This is a genomic window from Pseudarthrobacter sp. MOO13 (assembly GCF_058267655.1).
The window spans coordinates 574,177-600,622 of record NZ_CM177848.1; the positions used below are offsets into that span (position 1 = coordinate 574,177).

Sequence of the window (26,446 nt, forward strand, 5' to 3'; positions counted from 1 at the left end):
CCCGGCTTCTAAATGAAACGTATCAATACTGGCCCTAAGGCCCAATGAACCCCAATGAAGTGGAAAAGGAAAAATATGATCCGCAGGAAACTTTCCCTGGCCGCCGCCGTCGTCACCGCCGCTGCCCTGTCCCTCACGGCCTGCAGCGGAGGTGACGCCCCGGCCGCCGACCCCACCTCGGTGTCCATCATGGCGCCCTTCCTCGAGGCGCAGCCGCCCGGCGCGGACGGCGCAGTGCAAAAGAAGCTGGAGGAGATCACCGGCAAGCAGGTAAAGATCAACTGGGCTCCCAACGCCTCCTACGAGGACAAGACCAACATCACCTTGGCAGGATCGGACATCCCGCAGGTCATGGTGATCCAGGGCAAGAGCCCCGGGTTCGTCAAGAACGCCCAGGCCGGTGCCTTCTGGGACCTCACCGGCAAGCTGGACAAGTACCCCAACCTCAAGACCACCTACCCGGACATCCAGCAGAACGCCAGCGTCAACGGCAAGGTCTACGGCATCTTCCGCGGCCGCGCCCCGATGCGGACCGCGGTCATGTTCCGGCAGGACTGGCTGGACAAGCTGGGCCTGCAGCCGCCCAAGACCGTGGAGGACCTCTACAAGGTGGCCAAGGCGTTCACCGAGCAGGACCCGGACGGCAACGGCAAGAATGACACCTACGGCATCACGATTCCCAAATGGGGCGCGCTGGGAAGCAACAGCCCCTACGACGTCATCGAGGAATGGTTCGGGGCCGGCAACCGCTGGACCGAGCGGGACGGAAAGCTGGTACCCAGCTTCGAGACCGACGAGTTCCTCCAAGCGGACCGCTTCATCAAGAAGATGGTGGATGAGAAGCTCATCAACCCCGACTTCGCCACGTTCGACAGCACCAAATGGAATGAACCATTCTTCAACGGCAAGGGCGGCATCATCGTGGACGTCGATTCCCGGGTCAGCGTCCTCATCAATCTCTTCAAGCAGGCAGATCCCAACAACTTCCAGAACAAAGTGGGCTTCGTGGGCAACCTCGAAGGCCCCGACGGCAAGCTGCACGCCCACCCCACCGACGGCTACTCCGGCTTCCTGGCCGTCCCGAAAGCCAGTGTCCGGACGGAAGCCGAACTGGACAAGGTCCTGGAATTCCTGAACACCCTGAACGGCAAGGATGCCGGCATCCTGCTGAACAACGGCATTGAGGGCGTCAACTTCACGGTGGTGGACGGCAAGGCCGCTCCGGTCAAGCCGGAAACGGACGCCAGCAAGGCCGTCACCACGGACATCAAGAGCTACGCCCAGCTGGGCATGAACGTTGCCGGCAACCAGTTCTACCCGGTCAAGCAGGCCAGCGACTACGAGCAGCAGGTCTTCGACAAGCGCACCGACGTCATGGCGGAGGACCTCAAGAGCGCCGTCTACAACCCGGCAGCGCCTTACGTTTCCGCCACCTATGTGGCCAAGGGGGCCCAGCTGGACAACATCGTGGCCGATGCCCGGATCAAGTACCTGGCGGGCCAGATCGATGAGCAGGGGCTCAAGGACGCCATCAAGCTGTGGAACACCAGCGGCGGCGACAAGGTTAAGGAAGAGATCAACAAGCTCTGGCAGGACAACAAGTAAATGGCAGCCCCCGTTGTCGAGGCTGAGGCACGGGCGGCCAACCGGCCGCCCGTGCGGGAACGGAAGAACGGCAGGTTTTCCGTCCATTTCGCGCACTACAAGTGGTTGTACCTGCTGCTGCTGCCAGGCGTGGTGTACTTCGCGGTGTTCCGGTACGCCCCCATGTATGGCGTATCCATCGCGTTCAAGGATTACGTCCCGTTCCTGGGGGTAAACGGCAGCCCCTGGGTGGGAGTGCAGAACTTCACGGATTTCTTTGCCAACCCGGATTTTCCCCGGCTGTTGGGCAACACCCTGATCCTGGCTTTCCTGAACCTGGGCATCGCGTTCCCGCTGACCATCGTCCTGGCCCTGCTGCTCAATGAGGTACGCCTGTCCGTCCTCAAGCGCACGGTCCAGACCCTGGTGTACATCCCGCACTTCCTGTCCTGGACCATCGTGGCGTCCCTGAGCTTCCTGCTGTTCGCCCTGGACATCGGCCCGCTGTTCCAGTTCCTGAACAACGTCATGGGCACGAACATCGATTTCCTGTCCGATCCCGCGTGGTTCCGGCCCCTGATCGTGCTGCAGGACATCTGGAAGAACACCGGCTGGGGCACCATCATCTTCCTGGCCGCCCTGGCCACGGTGGACCAGGACCAGTACGAGGCCGCCATCATCGACGGCGCCGGCCGGTTCCGCCGGGTCTGGCACATCACGCTTCCCGCGATCCGGTCCACCATCATCGTGATGCTGATCCTGGCCATCGGGCAGATGCTCAACACCGGCTTCGAACAGATCTACCTGATGACCAACGCCCTCAACCGCGAGGTGGCGGACGTCTTTGACACCTACGTCTATTTCGTGGGCATCACCCAGGGCGCCTACAGCTACTCCACGGCAGTGGGCCTGTTCAAATCCCTGGTGGGCATCGTGCTGATCTTCGGCACCAACTGGCTGGCCAAACGATTCAACCAGAGCGGACTGTTCTAGCCATGAAAATCCACAACACCCGCGGCGGCCGGGTTTTCGACGCCGTCAACTATGTGTTCCTTGCCCTGATCGGCATCATCACCCTGCTGCCGTTCGTCTACGTCTTCGCCGGGTCCTTCGCCACCGAAGCGGAGATCACCCGCCGGGCATTCTTCGTCTGGCCCGAGAAATTCACCCTGGGCTCCTACGAGTACATCTTCGCCACCCCGGCGTTCACCCGCGCCCTGGTCACCACCATCCTGGTCACCGCCGTGGGCACCCTGGTCCAGCTGGCCTTCACCGTGACCATGGCCTACCCGCTGGCCAAGAAAAGCCTGCGTGGCAGGAACGTCATCCTGTCGCTGGTGGTCTTCGCCATGGTCTTCTCCGGCGGCATGATCCCCACCTTCCTGCTGGTCAAGGACCTGGGCCTGCTCAACTCTTACTGGGCCCTGATCCTGCCGGCGGCCATCAACCCCTTCAGCCTGATCATCATCAAGAACTTCTTCCAGGAACTCCCTGCGGAGCTTGAGGAATCGGCCAAGATGGACGGCGCCACCGAGATCGGCATCCTCTGGCGGATCCTGCTGCCGCTGTCCAAGCCGGTGCTCGCAACGTTCGCGCTCTTTTACGCCGTGGGGATCTGGAACGACTTCATGTCCCCGTTGCTGTACCTGAGCGACAACTCCAAGTGGACGCTGCAGATGTACCTGCGGCAGGTCACCGCCGCCTCGGACCTCCTGGGCACCGGCAACGTGGACCCCAACTACATCCCGCCGGAACAGGGCATCAAGTTTGCGGTGATCGTGGTGGCCACCCTGCCCATCCTGATCTTCTATCCGTTCCTGCAAAAGCACTTTGCCAAGGGCATGCTCATCGGCTCCGTCAAGGGCTGACCCCGTACTGGAGGAAGCACACCATGAAAATCCTGCTGGCCGGCGACTCCACGGTTGCCGACTGCCCCACCCAAGAGTTCCCGATGAGCGGTTGGGGAGCGCAACTTCCGCCGCATACCTACCGGTGGGGCTCGGTGCACAACTTCGCCAAAGGCGGGGCAAGCACGGAATCCTTCCGCGACGAGGGACTCTGGGCGGACCTGCTGGCCGAGGCCGGGCCCGGCGACGCGGTGCTCATCCAGTTCGGCCACAACGACCAGAAGAAGCAGCACCTCGCCGCGCGAACCGGATACGCGGCCAACCTGCGCACCATGGTGGACGAGGTGCACGGGGCCGGCGCCGCGCCGCTCCTGTGCACCTCGGTGGAGCGGCGGCACTTCCTCGACGCCAGGCACCAGGGCGACGGCCCGGCGTCGGGCGCTGTCCTGGAGGCAAGCCTGGAGGACTACCCCGAGGTGGTCCGCGAACTCGGCCTGGAACTGGGGGTGCCGGTGGTGGACCTGAACGCCTGGACCCGGGACCTGTACCTGCGGCTGGGGCGCGACAGATCGCGGAACCTCTTCTGCCACTTCGCGCCCGGTGAGCACGCCCGCTGGCCGGGTGGCCTGGCGGACAACACCCACTTCTCGCAGCAGGGTGCCATGCTGGTGGCCGGGGAGGTGGCCCGGCAGCTTGGCCGGCTGGGATACGGAGTCCTTGAGCCGGCATTGGGTACGACGTCGGGACAGGGCTAGGTGGACGCCGCGGGCTTGGCAACGGGCGTCCTCTACAGCAACCCGCTGGCAGGCCCGGACGATGTCGCCGGCTGGGTGGCGGAAGGGCCCTTGGGCCTCGGCAGCCATAACGGCGCCCTGGAGCTGTCCGGCACCCTGGATGACGGCGAGTTCGGCGACCATGCGCACTGGACCTTTTGGTGCCCCGAGGAGTTTCCGGACGGCATCCGCATCAGCTGGGACTTCCTGCCGCTCGCCGAACCGGGCCTGGCCATGCTGTTCTTCGCGGCCGCCGGACAGGGCGGGCTGGACCTTTTCAGCCCTTCGCTCGCGCCCCGGACCGGGTACTACCCGCAGTACCACTCGGGGGACATCGATGTACTGCACGTTTCCTACTTCCGGCACAAACACCAGTCCGAGCGCGCCTTCCGCACGTGCAACCTCCGAAAGAGTGCCGGCTTCGAACTGGTGGCCCAAGGCGCGGATCCGCTGCCGCCCACGGAAGACGCCGCCGGCTTCTACCGCCTCAACGTCGTGAAAGAAGGGCCACGGGTGGAGTTCGCCATCAACGGGTTGAGGCTCTTTCAGTGGCACGATCCGTCGGACAAAGTGTTGGGCGGCGGCCGGATCGGATTCCGCCAGATGGCACCGCTGCGCGCCGCCTACCGCAACCTGCTGGTGGAGAAGGTTTAGGTCGCTTCCGCACTGAGGCAAGATAGGAGGCGTACATCTGCCCACTGGAGGGAGGCGGGACATGGAACCCGTATTGGTCGACGGCGGCAAGGGGACGGTGGAGCTGGGCCCGGACGGCATTCTCCATCTCATCTGGGAGCCCAAGGTACGGATCGAAGTCCACGATGCGCAGGCAGCAATGGCCACGGTCAACGACATCGCCGGCGACGGCAGCTACCCCATGCTGGTGGACATGGCCACCACGGAGTCTGTCAGCCGGGAAGCCCGCGGGGTCTTCTCCATCCCGTGCGCGGCCAACCGCATCGCCCTGCTCGGGGCAAGCCCGGTGGACCGGATCATCGCCAACTTTTTCCTGGGCGTCCACATTCCGCCGTGCCCCACGCGCTTCTTCACGTCCCGGTCCGAGTCCATGAAATGGCTGCTGCAGCAGGACAAGTAGCGGACCCGCGGATCAGCCGGCTGCCGGCGCGGCCGTGCTCTGCCGTATCACCAGCTCGGGCGTGAACACTACCGCCCGGTGGACAGGGTTTTGGGATTCCACTTCTTCGGACAACAGCTCGATCGCCGTCCGCCCCAGCAACTCGGTGGGCTGGCGGATGGAGGACAGGGGGACCACGGCGGAAACCGCAAAATCGATGTCGTCATAACCAATCAATGCCACATCCTCCGGGATGCGGAAGGTGTGCGTCATGGTGAGGGACTGCATGACGCCCAGGGCCAGGAGGTCGTTGGCGCAGAAAATTCCGTCCGGCAGCTCCGCGCGGCCCCGCTGCACCAGCATGTCGCCCACGCTTCGGCCGGCAAGGACCGTCTGGCCCTCCGAGTCCAGCACCTCCAAGGTGGCGTCCGGTTCCTCCTTGACGGCTCGGCGGGCGCCTTCGAGGCGGTCCGCCACCTGGCGGATGGAGGTGGGGCCACCCACGAAGGCGAGCCGGCGGCGGCCGGTGTCCAGCAGGTGCCGGGCTGCGAGGTAACCGCCTGCGTCGTCATCCACTGCCACGGAGCTGAACTTGGATTCGTCAGCCAGCCGGTCCACCAGGACGGTGGGGACGCCGCGCTCGCGGAGGAGGTCCAACCGGTCCGTGACATCGCCTACCGGGGAAATCAGCAGGCCCTGAACGCGCTGCTCCTGGAAGAGGTCGATGTAATTCGCTTCGCGGCCGGCGTCGTGTCCGCTGTCCCCGAGCAGCACGGCGCTGCCCTGGAGGGCGGCGGCGTCCTCGGCCGAGCGGACCACGGAGGTGAAGAAGGGGTTGCCCACGTCCAGGACAATGAGGCCGATGGTGCGGCTGTGGCCAACCCGGAGCTGGCGGGCGGCATCATTGCGGACGAAGCCCAGCTCGTCGATGGCCCGCAGGACCCGTTCCCTGGTCCGCTCCGATACCCGGTCCGGGTAGTTCAGGACGTTCGAGACCGTTCCCACGGCCACGCTTGCGTGGGTGGCGACGTCCTTGATACTTGCTGTCCGGTTCATCGAATCTCCGTGCTGGTCTGTCCGCGGCCGGGTGTCCCGCGCGGACGATCAAAAGTTCTCTGCCATTGCTTGACACCTGCTCAGGTTCAACTGTACTTTGAATCGTAACAATGAAACGATTCAAAAAAACGCGAGTTTGAACAGGAGAACCAATGAGGGTCTGTTTCCGTTCCTCGGTCCAGCCGGCGCTCATCGACGAGTACCGCCGCCGGCACGCAGCGGTATGGCCGGAGATGCTGATCGCCCTCAAAGAAGCCGGCTGGCACAACTATTCGCTGTTCCTGGGAGACGACGGGCTCCTGGTGGGGTACGTGGAATGTGACGACTTCGACGCCGTCCGCGCCCGGATGGCCCTGACGGAGGTCAACGCCAGGTGGCAGGCGGAAATGGCAACACTCTTTGAAGACTCCGGCCAGGCGCCCGATGAGGGGTTCCGCGTGCTGGAGGAAGTCTTCAACCTTGACAGCCAGTTGGCGGCCAGCGCATCCGCAGGCTGACCGCCTGCGCGCACAACTTTCGCACCAACAGCAACAGGGCTCCAGCAGCGGGGCACCACAACCACACGAACCACACACCGGAAAGAACATCATGAACGACGTAGCAACGGCGCTGGGCAGGCTCGAGGAGCTTGCCATCGAGGTCCCCTCGTGGGCCTATGGAAATTCAGGCACGCGGTTCAAGGTGTTCGGTACGCCCGGCACGCCGCGCACGGTCCAGGAAAAGCTGGCCGATGCCGCCAAAGTCCACGAACTGACCGGGCTGGCCCCCACCGTGGCCCTGCACATCCCGTGGGACAAGGTGGACGATTACGCAGCCCTGAAGGATTACGCCGCCGGCCTGGGGGTGGGGCTGGGCACCATCAACTCCAATACCTTCCAGGATGACGAGTACAAGTTCGGTTCCCTGACCTCCTCCAACGAGTCGGTGCGCCGCCGCGCCATCGAGCATCACCTGGACTGCATCCAGATCATGCACGCTACGGGCTCACGCGACCTGAAGATCTGGTTGGCGGACGGCACCAACTACCCGGGCCAGGACGATATCCGCGGCCGGCAGGACCGGCTGGCCGAATCCCTGCAGGAAATCTACGCGGCCCTGGGGGATGAGCAGCGGCTGGTGCTGGAGTACAAGTTCTTCGAACCGGCTTTCTACCACACCGATGTCCCGGACTGGGGCACGTCCTACGCGCAGACCCTGGCACTTGGGGAGAAGGCGTTCGTCTGCCTGGACACCGGCCACCATGCCCCCGGCACCAACATCGAGTTCATCGTGATGCAGCTGCTTCGCCTGGGCAAGCTGGGGTCCTTCGACTTCAACTCGCGCTTCTACGCCGACGACGACCTGATCGTGGGCGCCGCCGATCCGTTCCAGCTCTTCCGCATCATGCACGAGGTGATCCGTGGCGGCGGTTTCGGGAAAGAGGCCGGCGTCGCCCTCATGCTGGACCAGTGCCACAACCTGGAGGAGAAGATCCCGGGACAGATCCGCTCGGTCCTGAACGTCCAGGAGATGACGGCCCGCGCCCTGCTGGTGGACACCACCGCCCTGGGCGAGGCACAGCGCGCCGGGGACGTGCTGGCCGCGAACGGCATCTTCAACGATGCGTTCTACACCGACGTCCGGCCCATCCTGGCTGAATGGCGTGAATCCCGCGGCCTGCCCGCGGACCCGATCGCTGCCTACAAGGCCAGCGGCTACCAGAAACAGATCAACGAGGACCGCGCAGGCGGCCAGCAAGCCGGATGGGGCGCATAAAGGGCATGAACATGCAGAACGCAGCCAAGACTGTTGAAGACCTGATTTCCCGTTCCAACCGCCTCGGCGCGGACAAGCGGAACACCAACTTTGCCGGCGGGAACACCTCCGCCAAAGGCATCGAGAAGGACCCGGTCACGGGCGAGGACGTCCAGCTGTTGTGGGTAAAGGGGTCCGGTGGGGACCTGGGCACGCTGAAGCCACAGAACCTGGCCGTGCTCCGGCTGGACCGGTTGACCGCCCTGAAGAACGTGTACCCGGGCGTTGAGCGTGAAGACGAGATGGTGGCGGCTTTCGATTATTGCCTGCACGGCAAGGGCGGGGCCGCACCGTCGATCGACACGGCGATGCATGGTTTGGTGGACGCCGCCCATGTGGACCACCTGCACCCGGACTCCGGCATCGCCATTGCCACCGCCGTTGACGGGGAAGCACTGACCACCAAGATCTTCGGCAACAAAGTGGTCTGGGTTCCCTGGCGCCGCCCCGGTTTCCAGCTGGGCCTGGACATCGCAGCGATCAAGGACGCCAACCCGCAGGCCATCGGCACCATCCTGGGCGGCCACGGCATCACCGCCTGGGGCGCCACCAGCGAAGAAGCGGAAGCCAATTCCCTGTGGATCATCGACCAGGCCGAAAAGTACATCGCAGAGAACGGCACGGCCGAGCCCTTCGGCGCCAAGCTCCCGGGTTACGGCGCTCTGCCGGAAACCGAACGCCGTGCCAAAGCCGCAGCGTTGGCACCGGTGATCCGCGGCCTGGCCTCCACGGACAAGCCGCAGCTGGGGCACTTCAGCGACGACGCCGTCGTCCTGGACTTCCTCGAAGCCGCCGAGCACCCGCGCCTGGGCGCCCTGGGTACCTCCTGCCCGGACCACTTCCTCCGCACCAAGGTCAAGCCGCTGATCCTGGATCTTCCGGCCGACGCCTCCATCGAGGATTCGATTGCCCGGCTGCAGGAGCTCCACGCCGACTACCGCGAGGACTACCAGGCGTACTACGACCGCCACGCCGATGCCGATTCGCCGGCGCTGCGCGGCGCCGACCCGGCCATCGTGCTGGTGCCCGGCGTGGGGATGTTCTCCTTCGGCGCCAACAAGCAGACCGCCCGGGTTGCCGGCGAGTTCTACATCAATGCCATCAACGTCATGCGCGGCGCCGAGGCCATCTCCACCTACGCACCCATCGAGGAATCCGAGAAATTCCGGATCGAATACTGGGCGCTGGAGGAAGCCAAGCTGGCCCGGATGCCAAAGCCCAAGTCGCACGCCACCCGCATTGCGCTGGTGACCGGCGCGGCATCCGGGATCGGCAAGGCCATCGCCACCCGCCTCGCCGCGGAAGGCGCGTGCGTGGTCATCGCCGACCTGAACCTCGAGAATGCGCAGAATGTGGCCGAAGAACTCGGCGGCCCGGACGTTGCCATCGGCGTCCAGGCGGACGTCACGGATGAGGCCCAGGTCGCCGCGGCGATCGACGCCGCCGTCCTGGCCTTCGGCGGCGTGGACCTGGTGGTCAACAACGCCGGACTGTCCATCTCCAAGCCGCTGCTGGAAACCACCGAAAAGGACTGGGACCTGCAGCACAACGTCATGGCCAAGGGCTCCTTCCTGGTGGCCAAGGCCGCCGCGAAGGTCATGATCGCGCAGGGCTTGGGCGGGGACATCATCTACATCTCCTCCAAGAACTCCGTGTTCGCCGGCCCCAACAACATCGCCTACTCCGCCACCAAGGCAGACCAGGCCCACCAGGTCCGGCTCCTCGCGGCCGAACTGGGTGAGCACGGCATCCGCGTCAACGGCATCAACCCCGACGGCGTGGTCCGCGGCTCCGGCATCTTCGCCGGCGGCTGGGGCGCAAAACGCGCGGCGGTCTACGGCGTCGACGAGGAGAAGCTGGGCGAATACTACGCCCAGCGCACACTGCTCAAGCGCGAAGTCCTGCCCGAGCACGTAGCCAACGCGGCCGCCGTCCTCACCAGCAACGAACTGTCCCACACCACCGGCCTGCACATCCCCGTGGACGCCGGAGTGGCCGCAGCCTTCCTGCGATGAGCACGCACGTTCCAGGCGTTGACGGTGCTGGTTCCGGCGCCGGCGTCTTCGCCGCCGTGGACATCGGTGCCTCGTCCGGCCGGGTCATGCTGGGTCGCGTGACTCCCGGCGCCGGGGTGTCGCTGGAGACCGTCCACCGCTTCCCCAACGGAGTGGTGGAGATCGATGGCGGCCTCCGCTGGGACTTCGACGCGTTGTTCGCCGAAGTCCTTGCCGGCCTTAGGGCTGCGGCCACCGTGGCCTCGGCACAGGGGGAAACCATTGCCAGCATCGGTATTGACACCTGGGCCGTGGACTACGGCCTGGTGACCAAGGCCGGCCGGCTGGTGGCGCAGCCATTCAGTTACCGCGACGACCGCAGCCGGGCCGCAGTGGCGCCGGTCCACGCCAAGCTGGACCCCGCGCGCCTCTATGCCACCACGGGGTTGCAGTTCCTGCAGTTCAACACCATCTACCAGTTGGCCGCGGAACAGGACCTCGACGGGCTGCAGGCCCTGCTGATCCCGGACCTGATCGCCTTCCTGCTCACGGGCATCCGCCGGACGGAAGCCACGAATGCCTCCACCACCGGGCTGTTCGACGCCGTGGCAGGGGAGTGGGCCACCGAGTTCTTCGCTCCACTGGGCTTACGGAAGGACCTGTTCCCGCCGCTGATCCAGCCCGGTGAAACTGTCGGCACGCTGCTGCCGGAGATTGCCGCCGCGGTGGGGCTTACCCAGGACACGAAGGTGGTGGCCGTCGGCTCGCATGACACCGCATCCGCCGTCGCCGCGGTCCCTGCGGAGAAGGATGCCTTCGCCTACATTTCCTCCGGCACGTGGTCGCTGGTGGGACTGGAACTGAAGCATCCGGTCCTGACCGAGGCCGGCCGGGAAGCCAACTTCACCAATGAACGCGGGGTGGACGGCACCATCCGGTACCTGCGCAACATGGGCGGGCTCTGGCTGCTCAGCGAATGCCAGCGGACCTGGGCCTTGGAGGGCTTCCGGCCGGAACTGACCGCCCTGCTCACGGCGGCCGCGGCCCTTCCTGCCGGTGGTCCGGAAGTGAACGCCGATGATCCCTACTTCATCGCTCCCGACAACATGCCCGAGCGCATCCGGGCGGCGGTCCGGCGCACCGGTGAGGTCCTGCCCGACGATCCTGCGGCGATCACCCGCTGCATCATGGACAGCCTCGCCAGTGGTTACGCCCGGACCATCACCGCTGCCGAACGCCTTGCCGGCCGTGCCGTGGAAGTGGTCCATGTGGTGGGCGGCGGTTCGCAGAACACCCTGCTCTGCCAGCTCACCGCCAACGCCACCGGACGTCCCGTCATCGCCGGACCCGTGGAAGCCACTGCCCTGGGCAACGTGCTCGTACAGGCCCGCGCGGCCGGGGCAGCCGCGGGCGGGCTGCCGCAGCTGCGCGAAATCATCGCGACGGGAACGAGCCTTCGCCGCTACGAACCCGCGCCCCTGCCCGTGAACGCCGCCAGGAATTGAACCCATGAAGATCGCACTTTTCGCCACCTGCATCGTGGACGCCATGTATCCACGCGCCGCCCAAGCAACGGTGGCGGTCCTTGAACGCCTGGGCCACGAAGTGGTCTTTCCCTCGGGGCAGGCCTGCTGCGGGCAGATGCACGTCAACAGCGGCTACCTCAAGGAAGCCCTTCCCGTGGTGGCCAACCACGTGCGGGCCTTCGAATCCGAAGATTACGACGTCGCCGTGGCGCCGTCCGGTTCCTGCGTCGCCTCGGTGAAGCACCAGCACCCCATGGTGGCCCGGCACGCGGGGGACGCCGCCCTGGAAGAGCGGGCTGACGCCGTCGGAAAGAAGACCTACGAACTCTCGGAACTCCTGGTGGACGTCCTGGGCGTCACCAACCCGGCGGCGCAGCTGGGCTCTTACTTTCCGCACACCGTGACGTACCACCCGTCCTGCCACGGCATGCGGCTGCTCACGCTGGGTGGCCGGCAGGCCGGGCTGCTGCGGGGTGTCAAGGGCCTGGAACTGGTGGACCTGCCGGAAGCGGACCAGTGCTGCGGCTTCGGCGGCACGTTCTCCGTGAAGAATGCCGACGTCTCATCCGCGATGCTGGCGGACAAAACAGCGAACATCCGCAGCACCGGTGCGTCCGTGTGCGCCGGCGGCGACTACTCGTGCCTGATGCACATCGGCGGTGGCCTGTCGCGGCAGGCAGACACCATAGGTACCCTCCACCTGGCGGAAATCCTTGCCAGCACCGAAACGGAACCGGTCGCGGTCCCCGGGCCCGCCGGGCGAACCGTCAAGGTGGTGGCCAAATAATGTCCCGCACCCCGATCGGGATGCCCGGCCTGCGCCCCGGCATCGGCAACCTGTTCGCCGAAGAGAAGTTTCCGTCCGCTGCCCGCCGCGAGCTCGGCAACAGCCAGCTGCGGAAGAACCTGAAGCACGCCACGTCCACCATCCGCGCCAAGCGCCTGGCCGTGACCGGTGAGCTGCCGGACTGGGAGGAACTGCGGGAGGCGGGCAGTGCCTTGAAGACCTCCGTCATGGCCCGGCTGCCGGAACTCCTGGAGGCTTTCGAAGCCAACGTCACCGCCCGCGGCGGAACGGTCCACTGGGCCCGCGACGCCGACGAGGCCAACGCGATCATCCACGGGCTGGTCACCGCCCAAGGCGTGGATGAGGTGGTCAAGGTCAAGTCCATGGCCACCCAGGAAATCGGCATGAACGAGTACCTGGAAGAGCGCGGCATCTCGGCGTTCGAGACCGACCTTGCCGAGCTCATCGTCCAGCTGGGCCACGACAAGCCCAGCCACATCCTGGTCCCGGCGATCCACAAGAACCGCACTGAGGTCCGCGACATCTTCCTCCAGGAAATGCCCGGCGTCGATCCCGGCCTCACGGACGAACCCCGCCGGCTGGCCATGGCCGCCCGCGCCCACCTGCGGGCCAAGTTCCTCACCGCGAAGGTGGCAGTCTCCGGCGCCAACTTCGGCATCGCCGACTCCGGCACGCTGGGTGTGGTGGAGTCCGAGGGCAACGGCCGGATGTGCCTGACCCTCCCCGAAACCCTGATCACGGTCATGGGCATCGAGAAGCTGCTTCCCACGTTCTCCGACCTGGAAGTCTTCCTCCAGCTGCTGCCGCGCTCCTCCACCGGCGAGCGGATGAACCCGTACACCTCGCTGTGGACCGGCGTGACCGAGGGTGATGGTCCGTCGAATTTCCACGTGATCCTGCTGGACAACGGCCGCACCAATGCCCTGGCCGACGAGATGGGACGCTCCGCGCTCCACTGCATCCGCTGCAGCGCCTGCATCAACGTCTGCCCGGTCTACGAGCGGGCAGGCGGCCACGCCTACGGCTCCACGTACCCTGGCCCCATCGGCGCCATCCTGTCGCCGCTGATGACCGGCATCGAGGCGGAAGAGAACGGCTCGTTGCCGTATGCGTCCTCGCTCTGCGGCGCCTGCTACGACGCCTGTCCGGTGAAGATCAACATCCCGGACATCCTGGTCCACCTGCGCGGCAAGGACGTGGACGCCCACCGCGGCGGCCTGCCGTCCCAGCTGGACGTGGGACTCAAGGCCGCCTCTTGGGCGCTCTCCGACGGACGCCGCCTGGCCGCCGTCGAAAAGCTCCTGCCCCTGGGCCGGGCCGCCGCCGGACGGGACAAGAAGATCAAGAAACTGCCCGGCCTCGCCGCCGGCTGGACCCAAAGCCGGGACATCCCGGCGCCCCCGGCGCAGTCCTTCCGTGACTGGTGGGCCAAGGAGCACAAGAGACCATGAGCACCCGGGAACAGATCCTTGCGGCCGTCCGCACCGCACTCAAGGACGCCCCCGCCGTCCCGGACATCCCCCGGAAGTACCGGCTGGACGGGGAGGCCGACGCGCAGCAGCGCATCGACGTCCTGGTGGACCGGTTGGAGGACTACAAGGCCGGAGTCACCGTGGTGGACGAAGACGCAGTCCCCGCCACCATCCGGGACCTCCTCGCCGGGGCCGGCTCCTACGTGGTTCCCGCTGGCCTGGACCCGGCCTGGCTGGCCTGGGAGACAGATACCAGCAGGATCAGGTACGACGGCGGCGCGCACGGAGCGAGGTCCGTCACCGAGCTCGACGCAACAGACGCCGTGGTGACCGCCAGTGCGGTGACCGTGGCGGAATCCGGGACCATCATCCTGGACGGCAGCCCGGACCAGGGCCGCCGCGCCATCTCGCTCATCCCGGACCACCACGTCTGCGTGGTGCGCAGCCGGGACGTCACCGCGATCCTGCCCGAAGCGCTCCGCCGCCTGGACGGAACAAAGCCCCTCACCATGATCAGCGGACCGAGCGCAACCTCGGACATCGAGCTTGAACGCGTCGAAGGTGTGCACGGGCCCCGGCGGCTGGATGTCGTCATCATCCGGTGAAGCTGAAGTAGGCTGCAACCAGGCCGCCAACCACCCCTGACAGAACGGACAACGATGCCCCTCTTCGACCTGCCCCTGGCCCAGCTGCGCAGCTACACTTCCGACGTCACGCCGCCGGAGGACCTGGGCGCGTTTTGGGACGCCACCCTCGAAGAAGCCAGGGCCTTCCCCTTGAACGCCGCGTTCGAACCGGTGGAGAACCACCTGACGGTCATCGACACTTTCGACGTCACCTTTTCCGGCTACGGCGGGGCGCCGGTCAAGGGCTGGCTGCACCTGCCCGCCGCCCGGGAAGACGGCACCAGGCTGCCCGTGGTGGTGCACTACGTGGGCTATTCGGGCGGCCGGGGCCTGGTCAACCAGGACACCCGCTGGGCCCAGGCCGGCTACGCGCATTTCATCATGGACACCCGCGGCCAGGGGTACGGCGGCACCCTGGGGGACACTCCGGACCCGCACCCCTCCGCCGGGGACGTAGCGCACGCGGGCCTGATGACCCGGGGCCTGGCGAAGCGCGAGGACTACTACTACCGGCGCGTCTACGTGGACGCCTTCCGCGCCGTGGAGGCAGCCCAGGCCCACCCCGCCGTCGATCCAGCCAAAGTGGTCCTCGCCGGAGTCAGCCAGGGCGGCGGCATCGTGGTGGCCACGGCGGGCCTCACTGCGGGACGGCTCGACGGCGTCATCGCCGCCCTTCCCGACGTCCCCTTCCTGCAGGACTTCCCCCGCGCCATCGACATCACCCCGCGCGGGCCCTACCCGGAGATCGCCCAGTTCCTGGCGCGCCACCGCGACCGGTACCAGCACGCACTCGGGGTCCTGAACTACTTCGACGGCGTCAACCTGGCCCGGTACGCCACGGCACCGGCGCTCTACTCAGTGGCCCAGATGGACGACATCTGCCCGCCGTCCACGGTCTTCGCCAGCTTCAACGCCTACGGCTCCGGGACGTCCGGGGCATCCTCCACCGGGGCGGCCAAGGAGATCGAGGTGTACCGGTTCAACAACCATGAAGGCGGCCAGGAACACCACTGGATCCGGCAGCTGCAGTACCTGCGCAAGCTCCTGGGGTAGGCCGGCGCGGGAATGTGACGGACGATGATTTTGCGGCGGCGGACGGCCGGGCTTATGGTCTTTTCCATGACTAACCGTTGGTATGCGTATTTTTCGTTGGCTCTGGAGGGGCCCGCGTCTAACTGACACGCATCCAGCATTCCTTCAGAGCCAACAGGGCAGAGATCATTCTCTGCCCTTCGCCGTTTCTCCGGCGGGTTCTGAAATCCGGGCCCGCTTCCCATCTGGAACAGGACCCGAACATGAGCACCGCAACAGCAGCAGCCGCCAACGCCGGCACCACATCCACCTCGAACCTGCGCGTCAGCGAATTCACCGCGCTGCCCACCCCTTCCGGGCTCCTCGCCGAACTGCCCCTTGACGCCCGGGCGGCTGACGTCGTCGAACGCGGACGCGACCAGGTCCGGGCCATCATGGACGGCGTGGACGACCGCCTGCTGGTCATCGTGGGCCCATGCTCCATCCACGACCCCAAAGCCGGCCTGGAGTACGCCCGCCGGCTGGTCAGCCAGGCTGAAAAGCACAAGGAAGACCTGCTGGTGGTCATGCGGACCTACTTCGAAAAGCCCCGCACCACCGTCGGCTGGAAGGGCCTGATCAACGACCCCCGGCTGGACGGCAGCCACGACATGGTCACCGGGCTGCGCACCGCCAGGCAGTTCCTGCAGCAGGTGACCGCGCTGGGACTGCCCACCGCCACCGAATTCCTGGAGCCGATCAGCCCGCAATACATGGCGGACCTGATTTCCTGGGGTGCCATCGGCGCCCGCACCACCGAGAGCCAGATCCACCGGCAGCTGGCCTCCGGCCTGTCCATGCCCATCGGCTTCAAGAACGGGACCGACGGCGGCCTGCAGGTGGCGATCGACGCGTGCGGCGCCGCGGCGGCGGCGCAGGCGTTCCTGGGGATCGACGGCGACGGCCGGGCGGCACTGGTGGCCACAGCCGGGAACCCGGATACCCACGTCATCCTCCGCGGCGGACGCAAGGGCCCCAACTACTCAGCCGCCGACGTCGAACGGGCGTCCGGGGAGCTGGCCGGAAAGGGCCTGAACCCGCGCCTGGTGGTTGACGCCAGCCACGCCAACAGCGGCAAGAGCCATCACCGCCAGGCCGAGGTGGCGCTGGAGATCGGTGCCCAGCTTGAAGACGGGGGCGCCGCGGCGCATGCGATCGCCGGGGTGATGCTGGAAAGCTTCCTGGTGGGCGGCGCCCAGAACCTGGACGTTGCCGAGCATGCGGCCGGCCGCTCCGAACTCGTGTACGGCCAGAGCGTCACCGATGCCTGCATGGACTGGGACGTTTCCGCCTCCGTGCTGGAGCAGTTGGCTGCCTCGGCGCGGAAGCGCCGGCAGGCGAAATAGTGGCTTTACCTACTTTCACATCTGCCACATGAACATCTAGAGTATCTATTTAGGTGATTGGTGGATGGCTCAGCATCGGAACACCGCATTGGCACGTACCTGGGGTCACTGTTGTCCATCCGTCAGCAAAGGAAAATAGGGAAATGTCGGCAGAACAGAACTTCTCCAACGCGAAGTTCCTGACCGTGGCTGAAGTGGCCGAGGTCATGCGCGTCTCTAAAATGACTGTTTACCGGCTGGTCCACTCCGGCGAAATGCCGGCAGTGCGGTTCGGCCGCTCCTACCGGGTACCTGAGAATGCCGTGGAGCAGTACCTCAAGGGTGCCGTGGTGGACGGTCACTCCGAGACAGCCTAAGGCAGCTTGTCCCAAGCCGCCTCCGATAGGCGGTACCCTGTTAAGGAACGTTTTACGTCATTGTAAGAATCTGTCAGTTGTCCAGTTCGTAGCTCTGTCCACGAACCATTTCCATCAGACAGGTACTGCATCTAGTTTGTAAGGAACTTTCGTGGGTTCAGTTATTAAGAAGCGTCGCAAGCGTATGGCCAAGAAGAAGCACCGCAAGCTGCTTCGCAAGACTCGTCACCAGCGCCGCAACAAGAAGTAGCAATACTTCGAACAGCGTGGAGAACGCCCGTCGCCTGCAAAGGCGGCGGGCGTTTTTTCGTGCGCTGGAGGCTACGGTGCGCGAACCTGCAGGCGGGGGGCACGCAGACTCGCGGGATATCCAGACGCGCGTGAAAGCTGGCTACAGGCGCGGGCCGCGCATCCGGGCGAAACCCTTCCACAGCCCGTAGATGGCGCCGCCAAAGGTTGCCACCTTAAGCCCGAAGGTGGCGGCGCGGCGGCCGGCACGGAAATCGTAGACCGGCCAGTTACGGTCGCGGGCGTGCCGGCGGAGCTTGGCATCGGGGTTGATGGCCACGGGGTGGCCTACCAGGGAAAGCAGCGGGACGTCGTTATAGGAGTCGCTGTACGCCCAGCAGCGCTTCAGGTCCAGGTCCTCCTCGTCGGCGATGGCCTGGACAGCCACGGCCTTGGCCGAGCCATGCAGGATATCGCCCACCAAACGGCCGGTGTACATTCCGTCGGAGACTTCCCCGACCGTGCCGAGGGCGCCGGTCAGGCCCAGGCGGGTGGAAATGACCGTGGCAACTTCGATGGGCGTGGCCGTGACCAGCCACACCCGGCGGCCCACGCGCAGGTGCTGCTCGGCCAGGGCCTTGGCACCCGGCCAGATCCGGGAGGCGATCATTTCGTCATAGACCTCTTCGCCCAACGCCCGGATATCGTCAACGCTGATGCCCACAGCCAGGGTCAGGGCCGAGTCCCGGACGGCGTGGACATCATCCATGTTTTCACCGCGGGCCACAAACTTGAACTGTTTCCAGGCCATACCAGCCGCCTGCCTCAGGGTGAACGCCCCGCGCTGGTGCATTTTCCGGGCCACATGGAAGAGGCTGGCGCCGCGCATCAAGGTGTTGTCCACGTCGAAAAACGCCGCTTCACCGGGCTGCGGCGCAGTGACGGGCCGCGTGACTACGGCGACGTATTTCTCCTCGGGCATGGACTCGAGTCTAGTCAATAGGCCGGCCCGCCGCCGTCGGCGTCGCCCGCATGCCGCGAACGGCGATACCGTTAAGCCATGGCTACCCCCCGCGTCGTCCTGGTCACCAAAGCTGACTGCCACCTTTGCGAAGAGGCGCGCGACGCCGTCGGCCGGGTTACCGCCTCGTTGGGACTGACCTGGGCCGAAGAGTCGGTGGACCACCAGCCCGAGCTGCGCGAACGCTATGCCGAGGAAATCCCGGTGGTCCTGGTGGACGGGGTCCAGCGCGACTTTTGGAAAATTGACGAAGCCCGCCTGGAACGCGTGCTGCAGCGCGCCATGGCCCGGTAGGGGGAGGCCAATGACGTCCTTGGAACCAACGTCCCAGCCCGTCCCGGACCTTCCGGGCGCCACCGGTACGCCGGCCAAGCAGATCCCGCCCGCGGCGGTGGCCCGGCTGACCCTGTACCTCCGCGCCTTGAACACCTTGCTGGCAGAGGGCGTCGAGCGGGTCTCGTCCGAGTCATTGGCGGAGGCCTCCGGCGTCAGTTCCTCGACGCTGCGCAAGGACCTGTCCCATGTGGGGTCCTACGGCACCAGGGGAGTGGGCTATGAGGTGCAGTACCTCAGCCGCCATATCGCAGCGGCCCTTGGCCTCACGCACGACTGGAAAGTCGCGATCGTCGGCGCCGGAAACCTGGGCAAGGCCCTGGCCCGGTACGGCGGCTTCGAATCCCGTGGGTTCGACGTCGTGGCGATCTTCGACGCCGATCAGATGGTGGTGGGCAACGAGGTGGGCTGGCTGCGGGTCAGCGACGTGGCAGACCTTGAAACCGTCCTGCACCGCACCGGAGCCAACATGGTGGTGCTGGCGCTCCCGGCGGCTGTGGCCCAAGGCATCTGCGACCGCGTGGTGGCCGCAGGCGTGCACAGCGTCCTGAGCTTCGCGCCCGTGATGCTGCAGGTCCCGGAAGGCGTGAACCTCCGCAAGGTGGACATGGCCACCGAGCTGCAGATCCTGGCATACCACGCCCAGCGGGCACAGGCGCCGGGCCAGACCGCGTAAGGACCACCGGATAAAAGAAAACGGCCCGGGACGCTGCGAGGCGTCCCGGGCCGTTTTCCGTGGTGTGGCAGGCTGCTACCGGCCGTAGGGGTTTCCGAAGCCGCCGGCATACGGGTTGCCGAACTGCTGCTTCCGGAAGTACGGGGCGGCCGCGGGAAGGTAGAGCAGCACAATGGCCGCGATGCCCAGGACCGTGCCGACGGTGGCGAACGACGGAACCCCGAAGAGGCCCAGCACCGACAGGGCCGCCAGCACCGTCCCCAGGATGCGAGCCCAGTTCTTGCCCTTGCGGACGAAGAATGCCACCAGCAGGTACAGTCCGGCCCCGATGATGGCGAAGACCACCAGGGTTCCGGCGATGACGCCCTTGATGTCGTCGTACGTGATGCCCGCGTCGCTGGCCTTGACCTGCTGGTCAAAGGCCTGCCGGAATGCCGGATCATCAAGCTGGGTCAACCCGGTGAGCAGGGAGATGACGAAGATCACGGCGGCTGCGATCAGCATCCAAAAGGAAATGTTGACCAGTTGCGGGATGCCGGTGCTTGCCGCCGGCTGCGGCTGCTCCGACGGGTACTGGCCGTAGGGGGACTGGCCGTAGGGCTGCTGTCCATAGGGCTGCTGCTGTCCGTAGCCCGGAGCCTGCGGCGGGTTCTGCCCGTACTGGGGGGCGTTCTGCCCGTACTGGGGCGGGTTCTGGCCATACTGCGGAGCGTTTTGCCCGTACTGCGGTGCTGCCGGCGGCTGCGAACCAGGTGCGTTCTGTCCGTATTGCGGTGCGTTCTGCCCGTACTGCGGTGCTGCCGGCGGCTGCGAACCAGGTGCGTTCTGTCCGTATTGCGGTGCGTTCTGCCCGTACTGCGGGGCGTTTTGTCCGTAGCGGGGCTGTTCGCCGGCCGGCTGGCCGTTGCCTGGCTGGTCGTTTCCGGATGGCGGATCGTGCGGCACGGGAGGCGGGACGGGAGGAGTACTCATGGGCGTTCCTTTTGCAGGTCGGGATCCGGGCGGGCTGCCGGGAATCGGTCCTGTGCCGCCCCCAGCATGGCTTAGGTCCACCGTACCCCCGGCAGCCCTGGTTGTGCGTGATTCCGCAGGGCTGTTCACGGTGCGACGGGCCTTAAACGCGGCACCCCGGCACCAGGCGAAATGCCTGCTGCCGGGGTGGGCCGGAGCGGAATCAGGCTGCGGGAGCGATGAAGGCGAGCTCCAGGTTGATGGCAACCTTGTCGCTGACCAGCACGCCGCCGGTCTCCAGGACGGCGTTCCAGGTCAGGCCGAAATCCTTGCGGCTGATGGTCGTCTCCGCGGAGACGCCTGCGCGGGTGTTGCCGAACGGGTCAACGGCCACGCCGTTGAACTCGGTCTCCAGGGTTACCGGGCGGGTGACGCCCTTGATGGTGAGGTCACCGCTGAGCTCGTAGCTGTTGCCCTTTGCCACCAGGCCGTTGGAGACGAAGGAGATCTCCGGGAACTTCTCCACGTCGAAGAAGTCCTCGCCCTTGACGTGGCCGTCGCGGTTGGCGTCGCCGGAGTCGAAGCTGGCGGTCTTGATGGTGGCGTTGATCTTTGAGTCGGCCACATCCTCGACGAGGTCAAGCGTCGCGGCGGCTTCGGTGAACTGGCCGCGGACCTTGCTGATGCCGGCGTGACGGACGGTGAAGCCGATCTCGCTGTGGGAGTTGTCCAGGGTCCAGGTGCCGGTGGTGACGTCTGCGGGAAGTGCCATGATGATGCTCCTTGTTCGTAATGCCTGTTGGGGTCATGCAGTTGAACCTTCATCGGTTGAAGCCTCAACTAACTTGCTGTATCCAGTATAAACATGCATTTGCATCTTTTGTTCCCATGTTTGGAACATTTCTTCAGAAACTTAAGTTCTACTGTTTGTAGAAGATTTCGGATCGCACGCCATCTTTGAGAAACTGGTAAACATGCCCCAAGCCACTGTCCATCTGCTCCGCCACGGCGAGGTCCACAATCCCGACGGCGTTCTGTACGGACGGCTCCCCGAATTCCACCTCTCCGAACTGGGGCAGGAGATGGCCAGGACCCTCGCCGAGCACTTCCGGCAGCGTGCCGAGCAGGGCGCACGGATCACCTACCTGGCCGCGTCGCCGCTGGACCGTGCGCAGGAAACTGCCCGGCCGACGTCGGAAGCCCTGCACCTGGAAATCCACACGGAGCCGCGGATTATCGAGGCGGAAAACTACTTCGAGGGCATGAAGGTCACCAAGGCAGAACTCCGCCGGCCCAAGCACTGGCCCCGGCTGGTCAATCCACTGCGCCCGTCGTGGGGCGAGCCCTACACGCAGCAGGCGGCCCGCGTTGCCGCCGCAGCGCAGGACGCCCGGCTCCGGGCAATTGAACTGGCCGCCGGCGATTTCGGTGCCGCAGGACCCGAGGCCATCCTCGTGAGCCACCAACTGCCCATCTGGGCCGCACGGCTCAGCGCCGAAGGCCGGCCCCTGTGGCACGATCCCCGCAAGCGCGAGTGCACGCTGACCTCCGTCACGTCCCTGGTGTTCGACGACGCCGGCTCCCTGGTGCGGGTCGACTACAGCGAACCCGCCGCGTCCCTTCTTCCCGGTGCCGCCAGCACCCCTGGAGCCTAGCTGTGACCAATGATTTCCTCCCTACGCGCCGGAGCATGCTCGCCGCGGGCGGCCTGGCCCTCGGCGCACTGACCCTGGGCTTGTCCGGCTGCGCCCAGGAAGACGCCCTGGCCAAGCAGGCAAAGGCCGGCGACAACAAGAACTACGTGGCAGGCGACGGTTCCGTCACCGAATTCGCCGCCGGCGACCGCAAGGAAGCCGTCCAGATCCAAGGGGCACTCTTCAGTGGCGCCAAGGTCACCCCTGCCGACTTCCAGGGCAAGGTCAGCATCCTGAACTTCTGGTTCGCCGCCTGCGCCCCGTGCCGGGTGGAGGCGCCCATCCTCGAAGAACTCCATCAGGAGTTCAAGGACCAGGGCGTGCAGTTCTTCGGCGTCAACCTCCGGGATGAGAAGCCCACGGCGGAGGCGTTCGAGAAGACCTTCAACCTGACCTACCCGAGCTTCGATGACAAGGACGGCGGCGTCCTGCTGTCCGTGTCCGGCCTGGTTCCGCCCGGGGCAGTTCCCACCACCCTGGTCCTGGACAAGCAGGGGCGCGTGGCGTCCCGGGTCCTCGGCGAGATCGAAAAGGGCACCTTGAAGGCCCTCATCACCGCCGCCGTGGCGGAGTAGGGCGGCCCGGGAACCGTGAACAGTCCCTTCGCCGAAGCAATCCTCAGCGGCTCGCTCCTCCTGGCCATCCCGGTGGCGCTGCTTGCCGGGCTGGTGTCCTTCCTCTCGCCCTGCGTGCTGCCCCTCGTTCCGGGCTACCTCGGCTACGTCACGGGATTGAGCGGCGTTGACCTGCAGAAGCAAAAGCGCGGCAGGATGCTGGCCGGCATCGGCTTGTTCGTCCTGGGCTTTTCGGTGATCTTTGTCCTGCTGGGCGGCGCCTTCGGGCAGCTGGGCACCCTGATCAGCGGCAGCCGCAATGCCTGGATCACCCAGCTCCTGGGGATCCTGGTGATCGTCATGGGCATCGTGTTCATGGGCGGCTTCAGCTGGCTCCAGCGGGACGCGAAAATCCACGCCAAACCCCCTGCCGGGCTCTGGGGAGCACCGTTGCTGGGCCTGACCTTCGGGTTGGGCTGGGCGCCGTGCATCGGACCTACCTACTCCGCCGTGCAGCTGCTGAGCCTCTCCGGCGGATCGTCCGCCGCCAAGGGCGCATTCCTGGCGTTCGTCTACAGCCTGGGACTGGGCATCCCGTTCCTGCTGATCGCGCTGGCGGTGCGCCGCGGGATGGGCGTCATGGCGTTCTTCCGCAAACACCGCCTTGCCATCCAGCGGACCGGCGGCGGCATCCTGGTGGTGCTGGGCCTGCTGATGGCCACCGGCGTCTGGGGAGCCTGGGTGACCGGGCTGCAGTACTGGTTCCAAACCGACGTTAAGTTGCCGATCTGATGAGCGAGCGTGTGAACGTAAAGAAGAAGCAAGCCACCCCTGTCGCGGAAGCCAAGGCAGAAGCCACCCTCCCGGTGCTGGGCCCGGTTGGCATGCTGCGGTGGGCTTGGACCCAGCTGACCAGCATGCGGACAGCACTGTTCCTGCTGCTGCTCCTCGCCGTCGCCGCCGTCCCTGGCTCCCTGTTCCCGCAGCGGCCTGCCAACCCCTCCGTGGTGACCCAGTACATCAAGGACCACCCGGACTACGGCAAGCTGCTGGACTCCCTGCAGCTCTACGACGTCTACTCCTCGGCCTGGTTCTCCGCGATCTACCTGCTGCTCTTCATCTCGCTGATCGGTTGCGTGGTGCCGCGAGCCATTGCCCACTACAAGGCCATGCGTTCCCAGCCGCCGCGTACCCCGCAGCGTTTGTCCCGGCTCCCCGAATACGGCACCCTGGTGGTTCCCGCCGACGCCGGAATCCCGGCGTCGGACGCCATCCACAGCGCCGCCGGGCTGCTCCGCAAGCGCGGCTACCGCGTGGAGGTCAGGGATGCAGACGGCGCCCTGCCGTCCCTGGGTGCCGAGCGTGGCTTCCTGAAGGAAGTGGGCAACCTGGTCTTCCACACCTCGCTGATCGGCGTGCTGGTGTCCGTCGCCGCCGGCGGCCTGTTCGGGTACAGCGGCCAGCGCATCCTGGTGGAAGGCGACACGTTCGTGAACACCCTGGTGGGCTACGACCAGTTCAACCCGGGCACCAACTTCCAGTCCAGCCAGCTCCAGCCCTACTCGCTGCAGCTGGACAAGTTCAACATCACCTTTGACCGGGAATCGAAGGGCAAGTTCGGCCAGCCCATCGACTTCTCGGCCGCCGTCACCACCAAGGAAAACCCGGACGCCCCCGCCAAACAGGAAATCCTGAAGGTCAACGATCCCGTGAGCCTGGGCGGCACCAGCATCTACCTCACCGGCAACGGCTACGCACCCGTGGTCACGGTCCGCGACGGAGCCGGGAACATCGCCATGCAGGGCCCGGTGGTGGCCAAGCTGCAGGGGGACAACTACTACTCCTCCGTGGTGATCAAGGTCCCCGACGCGAAGCCGGACCAGCTGGGCTTCGTGGGCTTCTTCCTCCCCACCGCGTTCGTCACGGACAAGAACGTTTCGTTCAGCGCCGACCCCGAGCTGTTCAACCCGCAGCTGACCCTGAACTCCTACTACGGCGACCTGGGCCTGAACAGCGGTGCGCCGCAGAACGTCTTCGAACTCGACGTCAGGAACCTGACGCCGCTCAACGCGAGGAACCTGGCCGCAGGCGGCATCACCCTGGCGCCGGGCTCCACCTACACCCTGCCGGATGGCAAGGGCACCATCAGTTTTGACGGGGTGAAGCGCTACATCGGTGTGGACATCCACCACAACCCGGGCCAGGTCTACGCCCTGGTCTTCGCGCTCCTCGCGGTGGCGGGCCTGATCGTCTCGCTCTACGTCAACCGCCGGCGGGTCTGGGTGCGCACCGGCACCGCGTCGGACGGCCGGACCATGGTGGAGTACGGGCTCCTGGCCCGCGGTGAGGACCACCGCCTCGCCGGCGAGGCGGCCGCCCTCCGGAAACTCTTCGCCACGGAATGGCAACTGCCCGAGGACAACGCCGCCGACGAAACGGCATCCGACCACGCTGATGCCGAAGGCACCGCCGGGTCCCAGCAAACTCCCAGCCGGGCAGGCGATAATGTCGCAGGCTCCGTCAGCACCCCAGCAGGCCCCACCGGGCCCGAAAAGGACCAGTAATGCCATTTGGAATCAACGAAACCATGGGCCAGTACAGCGAACTCTTCATGCTGCTGGCGGCGGGTACCTACACGGTGGCTTTCATCGCCTTCGCCTGGGACCTGGCCAAAAGCAGCAAGGCGCTGCGCGCGGTGGACCTCAAGGCGGCGCAGGCGGGTGCCCCGGCAAAGGTTCCCGTAGCAGCCGGCGTTGGCGCCGGCTCCGCCGAGGCCCGCCTGGACGGGCCCGCCGGCCGGGCCGAGCGGCCGTCGTCGTCAACTGCCAAGGCCAACGCGGCAGGTTCCGGCGGCGTCGCCACGGCCGACGGCGACATGAAGTATGCTGCGGAGCGCCGGGTCCCGGCGCGGGTCGCCGTGGCCCTGACCACCCTCGCCGTCCTCATCCACGGCGCCGGCGTGGTGACCAGGGCCCTTGGTGCCGGCCGGGTGCCGTGGGGCAACATGTACGAATTCCTGACCACCGGCGCGTTCCTGGTGGCGGCTGTGTTCCTCCTCTCCCTGATCCGCCGCGACCTCCGCTTCCTGGGCACCTTCATAGTGGGCCTGGTCATCATCATGATGGTTGCTGCATCCGTGGCCTTCTGGACCCCCGTCGGCCACCTCGTGCCCGCGCTGCAGAGCTACTGGCTGGTCATCCACGTTTCCATTGCGGTGCTGTCGTCCGCCTTGTTCACACTGACGTTCGCCATGTCCGCCCTGCAGCTGGTCCAGTCCCACCGGCAGAAGGCCGTTGCCGCAGGCGGCGCCGACAAGCTCGGCTTCATGCGCCTGGTGCCCTCGGCGCTCAGCCTCGAAAACCTGTCCTACCGCATCAACGCCATTGCCTTCATCGGCTGGACCTTCACGCTCATGTTCGGTGCGATTTGGGCAGAGAAGGCCTGGGGACGGTTCTGGGGCTGGGACACCAAAGAGGTATGGACGTTCGTGATCTGGGTTGTCTACGCCGGCTACCTGCACGCCCGGGCCACCCGCGGCTGGACCGGAACCCGCGCCGCCTGGCTGTCGATCGTGGGCTACTGCTGCGTGATCTTCAACTTCACCATCGTGAACACGTTGTTCAACGGGCTCCATTCCTACTCCGGGCTCTGAGCCGCCGGCATC

General features: G+C 66.1%; 28 protein-coding genes. 24 read left to right on the forward strand and 4 right to left on the reverse strand.

From position 1 onward, the window contains the following. Positions 1-75: 75 nt before the first annotated feature. The 6 genes from AC4EEO_RS02585 to AC4EEO_RS02610 all read left to right on the forward strand — a co-directional run bounded on the left by AC4EEO_RS02585 (position 76) and on the right by AC4EEO_RS02610 (position 5,297). Positions 76-1,605 (forward strand): extracellular solute-binding protein, encoded by a 1,530-nt coding sequence (locus AC4EEO_RS02585; RefSeq protein WP_491330563.1) that lies wholly within the window; start codon positions 76-78, stop codon positions 1,603-1,605. Continuing rightward, positions 1,606-2,577, forward strand: coding sequence for an ABC transporter permease (locus AC4EEO_RS02590; protein ID WP_018761792.1), 972 nt, complete (start codon positions 1,606-1,608; stop codon positions 2,575-2,577). Between the two features lie 2 nt (positions 2,578-2,579). Then, the gene (locus AC4EEO_RS02595; protein WP_018761791.1) at positions 2,580-3,452 is read left to right on the forward strand and encodes a carbohydrate ABC transporter permease; all 873 of its coding nucleotides are present in this window, start codon (positions 2,580-2,582) and stop codon (positions 3,450-3,452) included. 23 nt (positions 3,453-3,475) lie between these two features. Continuing rightward, on the forward strand, positions 3,476-4,186 hold the full coding sequence (locus AC4EEO_RS02600; RefSeq protein ID WP_018761790.1) for a rhamnogalacturonan acetylesterase: 711 nt from the start codon (positions 3,476-3,478) through the stop codon (positions 4,184-4,186). A gap of 15 nt (positions 4,187-4,201) precedes the next feature. Next, complete coding sequence (locus tag AC4EEO_RS02605) at positions 4,202-4,858, forward strand: DUF1961 family protein (protein ID WP_243835309.1); 657 nt, start codon at positions 4,202-4,204, stop codon at positions 4,856-4,858. Positions 4,859-4,919: 61 nt separating this feature from the next. After that, positions 4,920-5,297, forward strand: coding sequence for a DUF7793 family protein (locus AC4EEO_RS02610; protein WP_109045191.1), 378 nt, complete (start codon positions 4,920-4,922; stop codon positions 5,295-5,297). A gap of 12 nt (positions 5,298-5,309) precedes the next feature. Here AC4EEO_RS02610 and AC4EEO_RS02615 read toward each other — a convergent pair whose 3' ends face one another. Next, the gene (locus tag AC4EEO_RS02615) at positions 5,310-6,332 is read right to left on the reverse strand and encodes a LacI family DNA-binding transcriptional regulator (protein ID WP_491339799.1); all 1,023 of its coding nucleotides are present in this window, start codon (positions 6,330-6,332) and stop codon (positions 5,310-5,312) included. A gap of 152 nt (positions 6,333-6,484) precedes the next feature. Here AC4EEO_RS02615 and AC4EEO_RS02620 point away from each other — a divergent pair, with 152 nt between their 5' ends. The 11 genes from AC4EEO_RS02620 (at position 6,485) to AC4EEO_RS02670 (ending at position 17,575) form a co-directional block, all read left to right on the forward strand. Further along, positions 6,485-6,829: an L-rhamnose mutarotase gene (locus AC4EEO_RS02620; RefSeq protein WP_491339800.1), complete on the forward strand. Its 345-nt coding sequence runs from the start codon at positions 6,485-6,487 to the stop codon at positions 6,827-6,829. 91 nt (positions 6,830-6,920) lie between these two features. Continuing rightward, positions 6,921-8,087: an L-rhamnose isomerase gene (gene rhaI / locus AC4EEO_RS02625; RefSeq protein WP_018761785.1), complete on the forward strand. Its 1,167-nt coding sequence runs from the start codon at positions 6,921-6,923 to the stop codon at positions 8,085-8,087. Between the two features lie 5 nt (positions 8,088-8,092). Continuing rightward, the gene (locus tag AC4EEO_RS02630) at positions 8,093-10,141 is read left to right on the forward strand and encodes a bifunctional aldolase/short-chain dehydrogenase (RefSeq protein WP_109045194.1); all 2,049 of its coding nucleotides are present in this window, start codon (positions 8,093-8,095) and stop codon (positions 10,139-10,141) included. After that, a complete protein-coding gene (locus AC4EEO_RS02635) occupies positions 10,138-11,625 on the forward strand; it encodes a rhamnulokinase (RefSeq protein ID WP_109045195.1) in 1,488 nt (495 codons plus the stop codon). Before AC4EEO_RS02630 ends, AC4EEO_RS02635 begins: the two co-directional genes overlap by 4 nt. A gap of 4 nt (positions 11,626-11,629) precedes the next feature. Beyond that, positions 11,630-12,433 (forward strand): (Fe-S)-binding protein, encoded by an 804-nt coding sequence (locus AC4EEO_RS02640; RefSeq protein ID WP_109045196.1) that lies wholly within the window; start codon positions 11,630-11,632, stop codon positions 12,431-12,433. Beyond that, positions 12,433-13,905, forward strand: a complete 1,473-nt coding sequence (locus tag AC4EEO_RS02645; protein WP_109045197.1) for a LutB/LldF family L-lactate oxidation iron-sulfur protein — start codon at positions 12,433-12,435, stop codon at positions 13,903-13,905. Before AC4EEO_RS02640 ends, AC4EEO_RS02645 begins: the two co-directional genes overlap by 1 nt. Beyond that, complete coding sequence (locus tag AC4EEO_RS02650; RefSeq protein ID WP_018761780.1) at positions 13,902-14,531, forward strand: LutC/YkgG family protein; 630 nt, start codon at positions 13,902-13,904, stop codon at positions 14,529-14,531. Before AC4EEO_RS02645 ends, AC4EEO_RS02650 begins: the two co-directional genes overlap by 4 nt. A gap of 54 nt (positions 14,532-14,585) precedes the next feature. Further along, complete coding sequence (locus tag AC4EEO_RS02655) at positions 14,586-15,605, forward strand: acetylxylan esterase (protein WP_109045198.1); 1,020 nt, start codon at positions 14,586-14,588, stop codon at positions 15,603-15,605. 242 nt (positions 15,606-15,847) lie between these two features. After that, entirely contained in the window at positions 15,848-16,969 is a 1,122-nt protein-coding gene (locus AC4EEO_RS02660) for a 3-deoxy-7-phosphoheptulonate synthase (RefSeq protein ID WP_491339801.1), read from the forward strand. A 143-nt stretch (positions 16,970-17,112) separates the two neighbouring features. After that, positions 17,113-17,325: a helix-turn-helix domain-containing protein gene (locus AC4EEO_RS02665; RefSeq protein ID WP_018761777.1), complete on the forward strand. Its 213-nt coding sequence runs from the start codon at positions 17,113-17,115 to the stop codon at positions 17,323-17,325. A gap of 151 nt (positions 17,326-17,476) precedes the next feature. Next, positions 17,477-17,575, forward strand: coding sequence for a 30S ribosomal protein bS22 (locus AC4EEO_RS02670; protein WP_003792170.1), 99 nt, complete (start codon positions 17,477-17,479; stop codon positions 17,573-17,575). Between the two features lie 141 nt (positions 17,576-17,716). On the opposite strand, the gene AC4EEO_RS02675 is transcribed toward AC4EEO_RS02670, so the two are convergent. Continuing rightward, positions 17,717-18,535: an HAD family hydrolase gene (locus AC4EEO_RS02675; protein WP_018761776.1), complete on the reverse strand. Its 819-nt coding sequence runs from the start codon at positions 18,533-18,535 to the stop codon at positions 17,717-17,719. A 78-nt stretch (positions 18,536-18,613) separates the two neighbouring features. Between AC4EEO_RS02675 and AC4EEO_RS02680 the strand changes: the two genes are divergently transcribed. Together AC4EEO_RS02680 and AC4EEO_RS02685 are read left to right on the forward strand one after the other, a co-directional pair. Beyond that, positions 18,614-18,868: a glutaredoxin family protein gene (locus tag AC4EEO_RS02680; RefSeq protein ID WP_109045200.1), complete on the forward strand. Its 255-nt coding sequence runs from the start codon at positions 18,614-18,616 to the stop codon at positions 18,866-18,868. 10 nt (positions 18,869-18,878) lie between these two features. After that, the gene (locus AC4EEO_RS02685) at positions 18,879-19,583 is read left to right on the forward strand and encodes a redox-sensing transcriptional repressor Rex (protein ID WP_133830583.1); all 705 of its coding nucleotides are present in this window, start codon (positions 18,879-18,881) and stop codon (positions 19,581-19,583) included. Positions 19,584-19,658: 75 nt separating this feature from the next. On the opposite strand, the gene AC4EEO_RS02690 is transcribed toward AC4EEO_RS02685, so the two are convergent. After that, positions 19,659-20,555 (reverse strand): hypothetical protein, encoded by an 897-nt coding sequence (locus AC4EEO_RS02690; protein WP_491339802.1) that lies wholly within the window; start codon positions 20,553-20,555, stop codon positions 19,659-19,661. Between the two features lie 202 nt (positions 20,556-20,757). Further along, positions 20,758-21,306, reverse strand: a complete 549-nt coding sequence (locus AC4EEO_RS02695; protein ID WP_109045203.1) for a YceI family protein — start codon at positions 21,304-21,306, stop codon at positions 20,758-20,760. Between the two features lie 202 nt (positions 21,307-21,508). On the opposite strand from AC4EEO_RS02695, the gene AC4EEO_RS02700 reads away from it, so the two are divergent. From AC4EEO_RS02700 to ccsB, 5 genes are read left to right on the forward strand one after another with little or no spacing between them, the layout of a single operon-like run. After that, complete coding sequence (locus tag AC4EEO_RS02700; RefSeq protein WP_026264588.1) at positions 21,509-22,189, forward strand: histidine phosphatase family protein; 681 nt, start codon at positions 21,509-21,511, stop codon at positions 22,187-22,189. Positions 22,190-22,224: 35 nt separating this feature from the next. Further along, positions 22,225-22,803: a TlpA family protein disulfide reductase gene (locus AC4EEO_RS02705; protein ID WP_109045380.1), complete on the forward strand. Its 579-nt coding sequence runs from the start codon at positions 22,225-22,227 to the stop codon at positions 22,801-22,803. Between the two features lie 15 nt (positions 22,804-22,818). Continuing rightward, complete coding sequence (locus AC4EEO_RS02710) at positions 22,819-23,574, forward strand: cytochrome c biogenesis CcdA family protein (protein WP_109045204.1); 756 nt, start codon at positions 22,819-22,821, stop codon at positions 23,572-23,574. Beyond that, a complete protein-coding gene (gene resB / locus AC4EEO_RS02715) occupies positions 23,574-25,346 on the forward strand; it encodes a cytochrome c biogenesis protein ResB (protein WP_491339803.1) in 1,773 nt (590 codons plus the stop codon). Before AC4EEO_RS02710 ends, resB begins: the two co-directional genes overlap by 1 nt. Beyond that, on the forward strand, positions 25,346-26,434 hold the full coding sequence (gene ccsB / locus AC4EEO_RS02720; RefSeq protein WP_491339804.1) for a c-type cytochrome biogenesis protein CcsB: 1,089 nt from the start codon (positions 25,346-25,348) through the stop codon (positions 26,432-26,434). Before resB ends, ccsB begins: the two co-directional genes overlap by 1 nt. Positions 26,435-26,446 lie beyond the last annotated feature (12 nt).